Origin of the sequence: Gimesia fumaroli, from assembly GCF_007754425.1 — a bacterium.
Taxonomy (GTDB): domain Bacteria; phylum Planctomycetota; class Planctomycetia; order Planctomycetales; family Planctomycetaceae; genus Gimesia; species Gimesia fumaroli.
The window spans coordinates 7,276,674-7,292,307 of record NZ_CP037452.1; the positions used below are offsets into that span (position 1 = coordinate 7,276,674).

The 15,634-nt window shown below is 50.3% G+C and carries 9 protein-coding genes; 4 read left to right on the plus strand and 5 right to left on the minus strand.

The window, feature by feature from the left end:
* The first annotated feature begins 183 nt into the window (after nt 1-183).
* The gene (locus Enr17x_RS27500) at nt 184-966 is read left to right on the plus strand and encodes an SGNH/GDSL hydrolase family protein (protein WP_145313339.1); all 783 of its coding nucleotides are present in this window, start codon (nt 184-186) and stop codon (nt 964-966) included.
* Nucleotides 967-1,186: 220 nt separating this feature from the next.
* Here the strand turns inward: Enr17x_RS27500 and Enr17x_RS27505 are convergent, their stop codons facing one another.
* A complete protein-coding gene (locus Enr17x_RS27505; protein WP_145313341.1) occupies nt 1,187-3,361 on the minus strand; it encodes a cation:dicarboxylate symporter family transporter in 2,175 nt (724 codons plus the stop codon).
* Nucleotides 3,362-3,579: 218 nt separating this feature from the next.
* On the opposite strand from Enr17x_RS27505, the gene Enr17x_RS27510 reads away from it, so the two are divergent.
* Entirely contained in the window at nt 3,580-4,155 is a 576-nt protein-coding gene (locus tag Enr17x_RS27510) for a class I SAM-dependent methyltransferase (protein WP_145313342.1), read from the plus strand.
* A 154-nt stretch (nt 4,156-4,309) separates the two neighbouring features.
* The gene (locus tag Enr17x_RS27515) at nt 4,310-5,680 is read left to right on the plus strand and encodes an IS4 family transposase (protein ID WP_145308077.1); all 1,371 of its coding nucleotides are present in this window, start codon (nt 4,310-4,312) and stop codon (nt 5,678-5,680) included.
* Nucleotides 5,681-5,850: 170 nt separating this feature from the next.
* Here the strand turns inward: Enr17x_RS27515 and carB are convergent, their stop codons facing one another.
* On the minus strand, nt 5,851-9,114 hold the full coding sequence (carB, locus tag Enr17x_RS27520) for a carbamoyl-phosphate synthase large subunit (protein WP_145313344.1): 3,264 nt from the start codon (nt 9,112-9,114) through the stop codon (nt 5,851-5,853).
* Between the two features lie 792 nt (nt 9,115-9,906).
* Here carB and amt point away from each other — a divergent pair.
* Nucleotides 9,907-12,570 carry an ammonium transporter gene (gene amt / locus Enr17x_RS27525; RefSeq protein ID WP_145313346.1) on the plus strand — a complete coding sequence of 888 codons (2,664 nt, stop codon included), beginning with the start codon at nt 9,907-9,909 and terminating at the stop codon, nt 12,568-12,570.
* A 13-nt stretch (nt 12,571-12,583) separates the two neighbouring features.
* Here the strand turns inward: amt and Enr17x_RS27530 are convergent, their stop codons facing one another.
* From Enr17x_RS27530 to Enr17x_RS27540, 3 genes are all read right to left on the minus strand, one after another.
* Nucleotides 12,584-13,042: a DTW domain-containing protein gene (locus Enr17x_RS27530; RefSeq protein ID WP_145313348.1), complete on the minus strand. Its 459-nt coding sequence runs from the start codon at nt 13,040-13,042 to the stop codon at nt 12,584-12,586.
* A gap of 60 nt (nt 13,043-13,102) precedes the next feature.
* A complete protein-coding gene (locus Enr17x_RS27535; protein ID WP_145313350.1) occupies nt 13,103-13,282 on the minus strand; it encodes a hypothetical protein in 180 nt (59 codons plus the stop codon).
* Between the two features lie 95 nt (nt 13,283-13,377).
* A complete protein-coding gene (locus Enr17x_RS27540; protein ID WP_145313352.1) occupies nt 13,378-15,627 on the minus strand; it encodes a VWA domain-containing protein in 2,250 nt (749 codons plus the stop codon).
* Between the last annotated feature and the right edge of the window lie 7 nt (nt 15,628-15,634).

The window sequence follows — 15,634 nt, forward strand, 5'->3', positions numbered from 1 at the left end:
CCCATTCCGGACCCAACACAAAACGACATTGAATTGCGGCATTCTTCAGATGCGCTGATTTTTCAGAAACCTGAGTAAATCTACTTGCTGTTCGGGATCAATTCACCCCAAAATGGGAGCAGGCCAGTATTGTGGCCGACTCCTCATTCTGCCATTGATTCCTTTTTACTTAGAAGAAATACCATGAAGCCGTTCAAACTGATTCCTGTGTTCGCACTCTGTCTACTCACATTAACTCAATCTGTATTTGCAGAGCAGCAGGCCAAAGACGCTTGGGAAAAACTGGTACGATCACCTCGATTTCTGAAACGGGCTACGTTTCAGTTTGTAGAAAATAATCCCAAACTGCCGAACGTGTTTCTGTATGGTGACTCCATTTCGATCGCCTATACCGATGCCACCCGCAATGCGCTCAAAGGCAAAGCCAACGTCTATCGCCTGTACTGTAACGGCGGCGATTCCTCTTCATTCATTCAAAAAATGAAAACGATGCACGATACGATGCGCGACGAAAAGGTGAAAGACCACTGGGGCTTTGACTGGGATGTGATCCATTTCAACGTCGGCCTGCACGATCTGAAATATTTGAACGGACGCAAACTGGATCGGAAGAACGGCAAGCAGGTCACGTCTCTGGAAGACTATGAAAAGAACCTGCGTGCGATGATCGCTTACCTCAAAGAACTGGCCCCGCAGGCCAAATTAATCTTTGTAACGACCACTCCCGTACCGGAGGGCGAACCGGGACGGGTTGCCGGCGACGCCGCGAAGTACAATGCAGTCGCGCTGAAAGTGCTCAAAGAGTATCCCGAAATTGGCGTCAACGATCTTTACGGCTTTACCAAACCACATCACAAAGAATGGTGGACCAAGCCGGGTAATGTTCACTTCAATGCCACCGGTGCGACCGCCCAGGGAAACGAATCGGCACGCGTGATTGAACAGGAACTCAAAAAACGGGATTAATCTTTTGTAAGCAAGGTACCCCTGGCTGATTTTTCTGGTACGAAACTACTTGAGATCGTAGGGGTAGTCCTGTGTGGCTACCCGCCTTGCGAACTTGTTTTTAGATTACTCTGTCGAGGGGACCAGCTAAAAATTTCTTTCCTTAGACGATGAACTCAATCCTACCCCTGCGGGCGGGCACATAGACCCGCCCCTACACCAGAGAGTGTCTTTTTCTATTTCAATCGACCCAGTGCAGGACATTGCGGATGATGGACCAGCGGGGCTGGGAGACGGCGTCGTCTTTGCCGAGGATCCAGTAGTTATAGAGTGTGTCGAATACGCCTTCTTTCTTTTTGAGTTCGAGCCAGACTTCCATGAACTCTTCAAATTCGATGTCGTGTGCACCGAGATAATACATGGGGACGCGGACGTTTTTCTTGAAAGGATTAATCACGGAAAACTCCGGATAGAGCAGCGTCCAGGCAGCGCCCGCTTCCGCACTGGTGACCATGATATCGGCACCCTCTGCTTTTTCCTGGAAGAAGTCCTCTTCGGAATTGATGGAAACGAAGCTTGCGTTGGGAAAGAATTCGTGGGCCTTTTCGTCAAAAAAACTATTGGCGACAACGGCGATTTTCAGTTGGGGTGAATGCCGTAAGACTTCGAATTCCAGAAAATCGACCTTGCGATAGTCGGGCAGGACAATGGCCAATGTGACATCCATATACGAATCAGCAACTGGGAACGCGGTCGCCCGTTCGATGGTGCCTTCTAATCCCGACATCGCCAGGTCGAAGTGATCCTCGTTCAATTGCTTGATCAGGGTCTGGGGTGTGAAGGGAACAAATTCGATACCCACTCCGAGATCCAGAGCCAGACGGTGAGCCATATCGATATCGAAGCCAACTAACTCTCCCTGTTCATTGAAGTATGAAAAAGGTAAGCGTTTGGCGTCGAAACCAAGGCGGATTGACCCGCGTCTGCGAATGCGATCGATGCGAGTTTCGCCATCTTGAATTGGATCGGGGTTGGGTGCCGACTCCTTCAGAATGGTCTCAGAACCGCCGGGAAACAAGAGCTGCCGATCGGCGATCATCGCCTTTGATTGATAGAGGTTCTTAAATGTATATTCCAGAACGGTATGAATGCCGGCAATCAACACCCCGGCCAGGCAGAGTGAAAGAAACGTGTATGTGAAAAATCGTTTCCACTGCACTTTGAGTGTTCCCGACAGTGAAGCAGCAGTCAGCACCGCAAACGAAAACAGGTAGACCGTCCGCAGCGCATCTCCCAGTCGTGTGGTATAGACGCCGACCGCCAGATAAAGTTGAAAAATATCGTGCGGAATATGCATCAGGTCGAGCAGCCAGGGAATCGTGACAGCAGGCTTAGCGAACGAACCGGCCATTCCCAGCGAGAGAAACTTGGGATATTGCTCGGGCATTAAGCTAGAACCATAGAACCAGGCGGAGAATGGAATAAAAATCAGGCCGACAATCCGGCCCAGATCGGGAAACGGAAAGACGAGGGGCACCAGCACATCGGGCGAGCCGCCGGTTTCGTCTTTTTCCAATTCATAGCGGTCTAATAATTCTCGCGCTGCTTCCACAATCAGGGGCAGCACGGCAAACGTACTGCTGAGCACGAACGCCGCGATCACTGCCGGCTGTGAAACGCGTACTGCATCCCAGTAGCGGACGGGAGTGCAGATCGAAAGCAGCATCGGCAAAATACCCACTGTAATCATGATGGTCGCAACAGAATAGGTAATGAGATAGGCCTGCAGCAAACCGAATTTTTCAAAGGGCAATGTCCCAACGGCATACGCGACAATCGCGAAGACGCCAAACGGCGAAAGGTGCACGACAAAGCGATTCAGCCTCATCAACGCGCTGACAGCCACGGAGAGGGGATCGAGCAGATGTTCCCGTCTGGGGATACTGCTTAAGGCGATCCCCACACCGATTGAGAACAAAACTACGGCAGGGACCGCATTATTGGCGAGCGAGAAAAAGGGATTGGCGGGGACGAATAAGTCGTAGAGGCTCTCTGTCTTGGGGCCTTCGATAATACTGGTACTGAAGAACGCCCCCTTTTGCCAGAACGGAAACGAGAGAGACATCAGAGCGACGGAGAACAGGCCGATACACCACAGAATCAAAAGCAATACGATGACCGTGAACGCCATATTGCGTGTCTGTTTGATTGAGATCCGCCCCAGATTCAGAATCAGGGAGAGAGTGATATAGGGAAGCACGGTCATCTGCAACAGCCCGATAAAGATATCGCCGACCGCTTTCAGCGGAGTGCACAGATCACCAAAAAACAAACCACAGACGATCCCTAACACCAGACTCGTTAGAATCCATGTGGTTAATCCGGGTTTGAAATGTGCCTGAGCTGCTTTTTCCATTCGCCAAGTCCTTGCGTGCAGGTATCAGTGCCGGAAAAAACTTTCACACTTCCGGAAAACCGATACTTGTCATGGATAAATCCCCACTGGAAGTGTATGTTTCCAGTGAAGATACTGTTAATAACGTAACCAGCTGAGTGAATCGAGACAATCAAGGTACTCCCCTGAATCTTGATTCTTAACAGAAAACCGTTCTATTTCCAGGCTGTCGATCCTGTATGACATTTTCCTTTTCCTATCATAGTCAGCACGTCACATTTGAAACTGCGCCCGACTTATTTTCTCCTAAAAATCTGGATCGGGGAACGGAGGCGATGTTATCCACGGTGACGTTCGAACCGGGACAGCGTGTGCTGGATCTGGGATGCGGGTATGGCGTGGTGGGAATTCTAGCAGCGAAAATCGTAGGGCCGGAAAATGTGGTAATGACGGACGTCGATCCACTGGCAGTGAAAACCGCACGACGGAATGCCGAGCAGAACAATGTAGCGGGTGTCACCATTCTACAAAGCGACGGTTTCCAGGATCATCAGGAAACCGATTTTGACTGGATTCTGACGAACCCGCCTTACCATGAAGATTTTTCCGTCGCCAAACATTTCATCATGAAAGGCTTCAACCGCCTGAAGATCGGCGGGCAAATGGTAATGGTCACACGGCGGCGGTTATGGTACCAGAAAAGACTCTCTAGCATTTTCGGCGGCACAGACGTGCATGAGATCGACGGTTACTTTGTGTTCCACTCAGAAAAACGCCGCCCAACCTACGCGACACGCAAACGCCGGAATCGTTAGGTAGTATTTCTTAATTCGAATGGTCCATCCCCAAGGCATCCAACCGGGGCTAACGCCTAATGGCACTTACTTTAAAAATAATCATTCCAACCGCCATGACTGGCATGATATTTGCGCATGACATAAAACTTCTCTAACAAGGAGTCATTTTGGCATGTGTGCAAGACGAACAATCCCCGCTGATCCTCAACTCGATCAAGAATTCGACAAAGCCTTCGAACAGATTCAGGAACTGGTCGATCTGAGTCAGGCCGACGAGTTATATCCGACACGTACGAACGCCGTTTACACGACCAGTGTCGTGCTCTGGATGCTCGTGTATCAGCGGATGAATCCCGATGCCTCTCTGGAAGCGGCTGTCAAAAAACTGCTGGATTCCAAACCAGAGCTGCTGCCCGATAATAAACGCGTCTCAGAGGGGACACTCTCGCTGAATACAGGCGCCTACAGCCGGGCCAGAACGCGTCTGCCGTGCAGTGTTGCAGAATGGCTCGCCAGAGAAGTCAGTCAGTCCATGATCGAAGCATCGCCGGCGTCGTTTCAGGATCGCCGCGTGTTTATGATCGACGGCACCACGATCACACTGCCGCCAGAAGAAGAACTGCAGGAGCAGTATCCTCCCGCCTCGAATCAATACGGCGAAGGGGTCTGGCCTGTGGCTTTGCTGGTGGTCGCTCATGAACTCTCCAGCGGCGCTGCCCTGGTTCCGGAAGTGGGCGCCATGTACGGTCCAGAGGCGGTGTCTGAAACCACGCTGATCGACAACTGCCTGACGCAAATGCCCCCTGACAGTATTGTCATGGCGGATGCCGGCTATGGTATTTTTTCCGTGGCCCACAAGGTTCAGCAGGCCGATCTGTCATTCCTGTTCCGACTGTCTAAGCAGCGGTTCGATCGACTGCGCAAAATTGCCACTCTGGTCAAAGAAGGAACAGACAGAAAAACCTGGTCCTGTCAGTGGCAGCCCAGTCCCAGCGAACGCAAGAAGCATCCCGATTTGCCTGCCGACGCGGTGCTGTCGGTTCAACTGCATGAAATCGAAACGAACGAAGGGAAGCCGCTGTACCTGGTCACCAGTCTGGATGAATCCGTCGAGCTACTGTCCGACCTGTATGCGCGGCGGACCGATGTCGAAACCGATATTCGGAATATCAAAGTGGTCCTGGATACGGAAAACATTCGTGCGCGGAGCGTGGAGATGTTCCACAAGGAACTGCTGACTTCAATGGTCGCCTATAATCTGGTCGTTCAATTTCGGCGGCAGGCGGCAGATCTGATCAAAGAGCCTCCGCGTCGCATGAGCTTCAAAAGAATCTGGACCACATTCCGGACGTTTCTCATGTCGTCGATGTATACCACGGCTGCCGACTGGCGAGAGCGTTTTCGTTTCGCGCTGGGCATCGCCATGCAGGACAAGCTTCCCAACCGACCGGGTCGCAAATATCCCCGGGAGGCGTATCGACGACGCCCCAAGTCAACGCACTTCAAAAAGCGAGAAAAAAGAGCAGATTCGACGGAAGAATGATGTGAAGTAAGTGCCATTGGGCTAACGCCCTACGGCTAATTTCCCCACACAATTGGATGCGGTGTGCCACTGCCGGCTGGTCCGGCAGTGCGCGTGGTATCTGGCGTTCGTTTGCTTTTACTGTGGTTATCGTCCAGGAAACAAATTAAATTCACGCTGTCAAATCTGTGTCAACAGACTTCAATTTCGGCCATCCAGTCCTGCAGGGCCCGGACCTGCGGCGTGGGGTCGGCAGCGAGGGCCTCGAGGGCTTTGACAACCGCCAGACAGCCTGGGATAGTGGTCACACAAGTCACCCCGTAGGAGACGGAAGCCGAGCGAATTTTTCCTTCGTCGGTTCGCGACCCTTTGCCGCTGGGAGTATTGAAGATGAACTGTACTTCTTCATTCGCCATCATGTCGAGCAGGTTGGGCCGTCCCTCTTTGAGCTTCTTGACGGTTGCGACTTCAATCCCTGCTTCTTTCAACACGCGAGCGGTTCCCGAAGTGGAGACGATCTTGAAACCGAGTTCGATGAGTCGGCGGGCCGGCTCGATCATCATGTCTTTGTAGACGTCGGCCATACTGATGAAGACAGTGCCTTCCGAAGGCAGACTGGTACTGGCGGCAAGCTGGCTTTTGGCAAACGCCATCGCGAAGCCTTCGGAGATCCCCATCACTTCGCCGGTCGAACGCATTTCGGGGCCGAGAATAATATCGACGCCCAGGAAGCGGGAGAAGGGGAACACGCTCTCTTTGACCGAGGTATGTCTGGGCACAGGTTCTCTGGTGACGCCTTGCTCAAGCAAAGAAACCCCCGCCATAACTTTCGCAGCCACGCGCGGCAGAGAGAGCCCGGTGGCTTTCGAGACAAATGGAGACGTCCGGCTGGCCCGCGGGTTGACTTCCAGAATATAGACCGTGTATTCGTCGTCTGTTTTTTTGACGGCGAACTGGATATTCATCAGTCCTTTGACTTTCAGTTCGCGTGCCAAAGCATGTGTGGCCCGTTTGATTTCATCGATCACAGAATCCGGCAGCGAGTGCGGCGGCAGAACACAGGCGGAATCTCCGGAGTGCACGCCGGCTTCTTCGATGTGTTCCATCACGCCGCCAACGAGGGTGGTGATTCCGTCGGAAATGGCATCAACGTCGACTTCGATCGCATCTTCCAGAAACTGATCGACGAGCACCGGATGATCGGGAGACGCGTTGACCGCTTCATTCATATAACGCACGAGAGATTCTTCGTCGTAACAGATCTCCATGGCCCGGCCGCCGAGAACATAACTGGGACGAACGAGAATCGGATAGCTGATTTTGTTGGCAACGGTACGCGCACTTTCGGTATCGGTGGCGATGCCGTTGGGGGGTTGATGCAATTCCAGCTTTTCCAGAATTGCCTGAAAGCGTTCGCGGTCTTCAGCCGCGTCGATCATTTCGGGACTGGTTCCGATGATGTTGACGCCGGCGGCTTCCAGTCCACGAGCCAGGTTAAGAGGTGTCTGACCGCCGAACTGCACGATCACGCCATCGGGTTTCATCCGATCGCAGATATTCAGCACGTCTTCAGTCGTGAGTGGTTCGAAGAACAGATGGTCAGAGGTGTCATAGTCGGTCGAAACGGTTTCGGGGTTCGAGTTGACCATGATGCTTTCGATGCCCAGTTCCTGCAGAGCGAACGAAGCCTGGCAGCAGCAGTAATCGAATTCGATCCCCTGCCCGATGCGATTGGGTCCGCCGCCCAGAATCATGATGCGTCGTTTGTGATCAGTGTTCGCTGGTGTTTCGTCTTCCTGCTCATAAGTGGAATAGAAATACGGCGTGAAGGCTTCAAATTCCGCAGCACAGGTATCGACCTGTTTGAAAGTTGCTTCAATTCCCAGGCTCTTGCGGTAGTGCCGGACATCCATTTCAGTGGAATCGAGCCAGAAGGCCAGTTGTTTATCGGAGTAGCCGGACTGTTTGGCTTTTTTCATGAACGCGTAGTCCATGTCTTCCAGACGGGAAGCCTCACGAATCTGGTCTTCAAACTCAACCAGTTGTTTGATGTGATTCAGGAACCAGGGATCGATATCACACAACTCATGAATCTGCTCGGTCGTCAATCCAAACTTGAACGCATAGCGGACATAAAAGATGCGTTCTTCATTGGGAACAGAGAGCTTTGCCTGGATTTTATCTTTGGATGGCTGTTTCGCAGTTCCCCAGAGGTCTTTAGTGCCACCTCCCAGTCCGAAGTGGCCGATCTCCAACCCGCGAAGTGCTTTCTGAAGCGATTCTTTAAACGTACGCCCGATGGACATGGTTTCGCCAACCGATTTCATCTGCACGGTCAGTACAGGATCGGCATCGGGAAATTTCTCGAATGTCCAACGGGGAATTTTGGTGACGACGTAATCGATAGTGGGTTCAAAACAGGCCAGTGTTTCGCGGGTAATGTCATTTCGAATTTCATCGAGTCGATACCCGACAGCAAGTTTGGCCGCGATTTTGGCGATGGGGAAACCAGTCGCTTTCGAAGCCAGTGCACTGGAGCGGCTGACGCGGGGATTCATTTCGATAATCGTCATACGGCCCGTGTCGGGGTTGATGGCAAACTGGACATTGGAGCCGCCCGTTTCAACGCCGATTTCACGCATACAGGCAATGGTGGCGTCGCGCATCCGCTGATATTCTTTGTCGGTCAGGGTTTGTGCCGGTGCGACCGTAATGGAATCGCCGGTATGCACGCCCATCGGATCAAAGTTTTCGATCGCGCAGATGATCACAACATTGTCGGCCTGGTCACGCATGACCTCCATCTCGTATTCTTTCCAGCCGAGGATCGATTCTTCGAGCAGGACTTCATTGACGGGAGAGAGGGCGAGACCGCTACGTACTTTTTGTTCGAATTCCTCGCGGTTATAAGCAACGCCGCCGCCTGTTCCACCAAGGGTATAACTGGCGCGAATGATGATTGGCAAGCCGATGTCCTTCACTGCGGCATTGGCCTCTTCCATATTATGGACGACCGCACTGCGGGGACAGTCGAGGCCGATTTTAGTCATCGCTTCTTTGAATTGATCGCGGCTTTCTGCTTTAGCGATAACCTCTTCCCTGGCGCCGATCAGCTCGACCCCCAGTTGATCGAGGATTCCCCGGCGGGCAAGATCCATGGCGGCATTCAAGCCAGTCTGACCACCCAGGGTTGGCAGCAAGGCGTCTGGCTTTTCGATTTCGATCACTTTTTGAATGTATTGCCAGGTAATCGGTTCAATATAGGTCCGATGTGCGGTATCGGGATCAGTCATGATCGTAGCAGGATTGGAGTTAACCAATACCACTTCATAACCGTCTTCTCTCAAAGCCTTACAGGCTTGTGTACCGGAATAGTCAAACTCACAGGCTTGCCCGATCACAATCGGACCGGAGCCAATGATCAATATTTTGTGAATATCGTCGCGTCTGGGCACTTTGTCACATCACCTTAACAGCAAATGTTCATTATCTTTGGGCTGCACTAACTTTTTTTGCGCAAATCTTCCCAACGTTAACAAGCGAAGCGAAATAATCAAGCAAAGCAGACCAGAAAGTATCGAACGGTCTTTGAAACGTGACAGCCAGATGGTGTGTTACCGGGAATTGAGGCCAGACCTATTCAGATGGGGAGTGCAAGCTTGCCTGGAAAGTGAGAACTTTTGAGAACCATATCTCAGATCGGGCCATGATGCAAAGTAAGCCTGGTAGATGCCTTTTAGGTCTTCTCTCACCGATCGATCTGACGGAAATCGGGGCCATAATGAATCTTTATCTACTAATCTGGCAACGTAGCTTTCTTAGACATCAATTATTTCTGAACTGAGTTCTGACCGGGGGGGCTAAAGCAGTCTGACTACCTTTAGCGGTTTTACGAATTAAGAGCTCCTCTAAATTTGACTCTTAAGTTGAGTTATTACAACCTCTTGCTGATGGGGAGGTTTTTCTCGACTCTATTTCGTACATCTAGACAAATTAAATCTTTCCCCTCCTTCAAGATACAGGCATTTCATGCACTTTACTCACCTAAGTGAACAGCGATGGGAATTTGTTGAGTTAAAGCCACATGTTGATACAAGAAAACATAAGCTTTTCTCACATGAGATTATGTGGCCAAATTGCCTCAATCAATTCTCTCTACGAAATGAACCAAATCCGTGTTTTATACACTCTTAGCAGACGCAAGTGCATTAGAAACTGATCTTCAAGATAAATGAATCGATATCACAATGGATCTTCATCAACAAATTGACATCGTCTGGATTCTTGTTTGCAGTATTTTTGTCCTATTTATGCAGGCAGGATTTTGTTGCCTGGAATCCGGTTTATCCCGTTCAAAAAACAGCATTCATGTTGCGATAAAGAATATTGTTGATGTCAGCGTCGTTGGTATTCTGTTCTGGATCTTTGGTTTCGGGCTGATGTTCGGAACCACAAGTGGTGGTTTGATTGGCACGTCTCACTTTCCTTATATCAATTCCGGAACCAATGTATTTCTGTCTGCATTTTTTCTGTTCCAGTTGATGCTATGCGTGACCGCTACCACGATTGCCTCGGGAGCCTCGGCCGAAAGAATGCGTTTCACCGCGTACGTCATTCTTTCCATTGTTCTGGGTGGGTTGATTTATCCTGTCTTTGGACACTGGGCCTGGACCAGCCACTTTGCAGGTAAAGCGCCTGGCTGGCTCGAATCCCTGGGTTTCAAGGACTTCAGTGGCTCGACCGTGGTCCACTCAATTGGTGCCTGGGCTGCTTTGGCGTCGATCATGATTCTAGGACCGCGGCTGGGACGCTTTGCGAGTGAGAAAAGTGCTCGAAAATTCAAAGGTCATAACCTGACATTAGCGACAACCGGTGTGTTTATTCTCTGGATTGGCTGGTTTGGATTCAACGGCGGAAGCGAATTTGGTTTTACAGCGCATGTGCCTCAAATCTTAATCAATACCTTTCTGGCTTCGGCTGCGGGAGCCATTACCTTACTGATCTGGCAATTTTATCAGCGCAAACATATTGAGATTGAAAATATTCTGAACGGTCTGTTGGCCGGACTTGTGGCCAGCAGTGCCAGCTGCGATGTGGTCGCTCATACTTCGGCGGTCATGATTGGTATCGTGGCTGCAATCGTAATGGAATGTGGAACGTGGATCCTGGAACGAAGTCAACTGGATGACACGATTGGTGTGATCCCAGTACATGGTTTTGCCGGTGTCTGGGGAACGCTTGCCGTCGCGATCTTCGTGCCTGCAGAATTTCTCGTCCATTCACGTCTACACCAGTTCCTGGTCCAGCTGCTGGGCTGTGCCGTCTGTTTTATCTGGTGTTTCTCTTTCTGTTGGGTCACACTTCGCATTGTGAGCAAATACATTCGCCTGCGCGTGACACCTGAAGAAGAGGAAATAGGGTTGAATATCTCCGAACATGGTGCCACAACCGAAATGTATGATCTACTGAATTCGATGGAGCAGCACATTCAGGGTGATTCGAGCCCCATTGAGGATCTGGACGAACATAGCGATGTGGGATTGATCGCTAAACAATACAACCGTGTCTCTGAAATTCGAGATCAGGCTCTGAACGAACTCAAAGACCGAACAGACAATCTGGAAATCGTACGCAAAGAACTTGAAGAGAAAGCGGAACGACTGAATCAGGCCAATAAAGATGCCGAAGCCGCATCGCGTGCCAAGAGTGAATTTCTGGCGAATATGAGCCACGAATTACGGACGCCAATGACGGCCGTTCTGGGATATACCGATTTGCTGGTTGAAGAAAGCTGGGGACGTCCGGGCAGTTTGAAATTACTGGATGTGATCAAGAGAAATGGAAATTACCTGCTGGATCTGATTAATGACATTCTCGACCTGTCGAAGATTGAATCCGGCAAACTGACCATCGAAACAATTGAATTTTCATTACTGGAGAAGCTGAAAGAAATTCAGTCCTTGATGAGCGTTCGCGCTGAAAACCAGGAAATTCGCTTCAAGCTGACATTCAAGGGGCAAATACCAAAAGAAATTAAAAGTGATCCCACACGCCTCAAACAGATTCTGATCAATCTGGTTGGCAATGCCATTAAATTTACTCCTGATGGCGGAAAAGTAACTATGGAGACTTCCTTTGTGAACTCGGATGCAGGCCCCTCCAAGCTCCTGTTCAAAGTCCAAGACACAGGAATTGGAATGAGTGCCGAGCAGATGAAAAATCTGTATCAACCTTTCGTTCAGGCAGACTCTTCTACCAGTCGAAAATTCGGGGGAACCGGCTTGGGGCTGGCCATCAGTAAGCGTCTTTCTAATATGCTGGGGGGCGATCTCGTTTGTGAAAGTGTCCCTCAGAAAGGTACCGAATTCACACTCACCATCGGTGTCGGTGACCAGGAATCACTTCAGCTGATTGACAACCCGTCTGCAGCATTGAAAGCAATTCGCGTCAGTAATCAGGACGGCATTTTTGCTGCTGGCGCTGCGGGAGAAAAGATCAAAGGGGTTTGCTCCGTGCTCTTGGCCGAAGATGGGGTCGACAATCAACGTCTGATCTCAACCTTGCTCAAAAAAGAAGGAGCCCAGGTGATGTTGGCAGAAAACGGAGACATCGCCGTCAGACGGGCTCTCAATGCATTGGAAAACGGGAAACCCTTTAACGTGATCCTGATGGATATGTCGATGCCTGTTCTGGACGGATATGGTGCTACGAAAATGTTGCGGGAGAAAGGATACGATTTACCAATCGTTGCCTTAACCGCACACGCGATGAGCGGCGATCGTCAGAAATGTATTGAAGCCGGCTGCAATGATTACACGACCAAGCCTGTCAATCGGGAAAAGCTCCGGGAAATTGTGCACTTCTATCAATCTGAAAATCCGAAGACGAAACCAACTCAAGCGATGAACTGAGAATGGATCTTCATTACGAAAGCTGATCACGATTTTTTTCCAGAAATTCGTCAGCCCAGTAATAACCTTCCAGCAAGCCTTCCGTCTCATATCCCATCAGTTGATAGGCAATAAAAATCGCTTCGATAGTCGCCAGCCCCGAGTCCGGATCATCAAACTGCTTGGAGACGCGTGGGTAGGCCGTTTCCCAGGCCGGCAAACTGCGGACCGGCAGTTCTTCAAACGCAGGCTCCATTTTTTCGGCCAGTCTCCAGGTTCCATCCAGTACCAGCAATCCCGATTCCGCATCAGCCGAACTGATCTGCGGCCCCCCCATTCCCAGGCGGACATAATTGGTTAATTTGTCAGGTTCTTTCCTGGGAAATTTCCAGAAAACAAAATCCTCTCGCGTGCGTAAAGACTGCACGGTGCATTTACTTTTTCGTTCTTTGGGATGGACGACGATAATCGTGGGGGGATGTGAAACAGACACGATGCCGGACTTTATTACGAGACGAATTCAAATCAATCAGTGGTGCGTTTTTGAATTAGTTCAGGAAGCTTCCTGAACTTTTTTGATCAGATCTTCCTGGGCAGCGATTTCCTGTTCGAGATTTTTTACTTCCTGGGGATCGTCCATTTGTTCTTTGGCCCCCGTTAATCGCTGGCGCAGTTTTTGAATCTTTTGACGCGCCACATCAATCTGCTTTTTCTGCTTTTTGTTCAAACCCATCGCAGTATAGTTTCCTCTAGTTTTTTGGAGACAATTCGGAGAGTGAACCGGGGATTATACCAGAAGCGGTTCCCAGATTATAGACTCACCACAGATCAACGCTGCAAAAACAGACTCAGGCAGCATACCAGCATCACAGCCAGAAATGAGAGTGCGCCGACGGAAAACCGCCAGAGTAATAACTGCTCTACCACAATTAAAGCCAGTACAGTCAGCAGCAGGATTTCAGACAGACCGGCCTCGGAACTCTGCTCCTGTGGTTGTTCATCCGACACACTCGACGCCCTGGCCTGGCTTCGAAAATATTGTGGTGGAATCACCTGGGGGCCGATGTGCCTCAAATCGCTTTCCAGCGAAGACACATTCACCGCAAAGAGTGTCTTCTCAGCAGTCGAGGCTCCCCAGTCTAATTCATAAATTCCTGACTGGAAGGTCTGATTGAAGGAAATCGTTCTGGATTCGGAATCTTTCTCAAGAACGCTTCTTAACGGAAACTCCTGATCCCCGGGAGTCATCATCCGTGGAGAGAGCGTCCGTTGATTTTCCTGTGTTACTATTTCCAGCGGCTGACCAACGAGCGACTCGCGCTTGCCCCATTTTCCCGTTGCGGCATAGAGCACAAATTCATTCATCATCGGTGGAAAGCTCGGCCAGATGGCCCACGTTCCCCAATACCGATCCAAGGACGTTGTGATCATAATAATCTTGCCGCGACCGAGTGTGCTCTCGATTACCGCCGGGTCATTCGTATCGAAATTCAGAATCAAACGCGTATTGGGATCGGGCAGAATTTCCGTCTGGAAATATTCATAGAGATGTGTGGTCTCCAGGCCGGCATCCGGATTTCCTTTGAAAATCTCGATCACCGGATGCTGATATTTCAACGGGTCAAATTCGAATAGCGTCGTCGGCTTATCCGCATCACCACGACGGTTCAATAACTTCAAAGGCAGTAAACCACTGTCTGGCTGGAAGATTGTCTGATTATAATTTTCAGCGTTAACCTGTTCTCCCAGGCTGATGATCAGCCCGCCCCCGCGTTTCACATAGCGTTTGAGCAGATCCCGCTCGTTCTCTGTAAAGAGTGCAACATCACAAATTACGACGGCATCGTACAGGCTCAATTCTGTATTTGTGAGTTCGCCTTCACTGATCACGTGCGGCTTGATAATCCCCTGCCAGGGTTGCTCCTTCAAAGAAGGAGATAACGCGAGTTCCAGATAATCGGTAGCACGGCCCATCGCTTCGCCTGATTGCCGTCCATTCACGAGCAACACGTTAATTTCTTTCTTGACAGGCATCACCATCCAGCGCCGATTATCCAGAGGCAGTCGATCCTCAGCGAGCCTGACTTCCAGCCGATGGTCTCCGACTTTGGAGAAACTATGTGTGAATTCGGTCTGCGTATCCGTATTGGCAGGCAGGTTCACCTGTTTTTGATTGACCAGTTGACCATCGACGAACAGTTGCAGCTTCACCTGCTCCTGATTCAATCCGCCATAATTATGTAAGGTGACACTAAATCGAACTGGCTGATTCATTGTGGCAAACACGGACTTGCTGGAAAAATCGATCACCGCCAGATTTGTTTCTTCTGTCAGACCGACATCTTTGAGAACCAAGGTCGCTTTTTTGGAAATCGCTTCCAGCAAAGACCGAATTCGCGAGCTTCCCTCGTCTGATTGCAAAGGCGACCAGCTTTGTGCTTGAAAATCACTGATGACAATGACTTCCTTCTGCCCTAGTTCTTGCGCCTGTCCCAGAAAATCAAGTGCCGTCTGCAGGGCTTGACTTACGTTCCCATATTCCTCTGTTGGCTGCATGCGTTCGATTTCATCTAAGACATACGTCTGTTGGCGCGAAGGCCGGGAAATCAGAGTCTGCGGCGAGGAATTCGAAATCTGAATCAGTTGAAAGGCATCTCCTGTGTTCGAATCGGAAACCTGCTCACGGGCCAGCGTTTTGGCTTCTTCGAACAGCGACTGTTCGTCACCCTCCCAGCGCATACTGAACGAGGAATCGATCACCAGGATCCGATGAATGGGGGCCGCAGATTCGAAAAAACCGCCTTGTACAGACCAGTAAGGTCGGGAAAACGCAATCGCCAGGAGTAACAGAATCAAACTGCGAACCAGCAACACCAGCAACTGTTCGAAACGGACTCGTCGGGAATATTTTCTGGTCGCGATCAACAAAAATTTCATCGCCGCCCATTCCGTTTCTATAAACTTTCGTTTATGTAGCAAATGGATCAGGACCGGTATCCCCGCCGCCAACAACCCCATTAATAACCAGGGGCTGGCGAAACCAAATGCTAAAATGGGATGCAATGCGAATTCGAACATGAAATAA

Bases quoted from the DNA above. Each gene is read 5' to 3' on its own strand.
- Enr17x_RS27500 (WP_145313339.1), top strand. From the start codon at position 184: ATGAAGCCGTTCAAACTGATTCCTGTGTTCGCACTCTGTCTACTCACA.
- Enr17x_RS27505 (WP_145313341.1), bottom strand. From the start codon at position 3,361: ATGGAAAAAGCAGCTCAGGCACATTTCAAACCCGGATTAACCACATGG.
- Enr17x_RS27510 (WP_145313342.1), top strand. From the start codon at position 3,580: ATGACATTTTCCTTTTCCTATCATAGTCAGCACGTCACATTTGAAACT.
- Enr17x_RS27515 (WP_145308077.1), top strand. From the start codon at position 4,310: ATGTGTGCAAGACGAACAATCCCCGCTGATCCTCAACTCGATCAAGAA.
- amt (WP_145313346.1), top strand. From the start codon at position 9,907: ATGGATCTTCATCAACAAATTGACATCGTCTGGATTCTTGTTTGCAGT.
- Enr17x_RS27535 (WP_145313350.1), bottom strand. From the start codon at position 13,282: ATGGGTTTGAACAAAAAGCAGAAAAAGCAGATTGATGTGGCGCGTCAA.
- Enr17x_RS27540 (WP_145313352.1), bottom strand. From the start codon at position 15,627: ATGTTCGAATTCGCATTGCATCCCATTTTAGCATTTGGTTTCGCCAGC.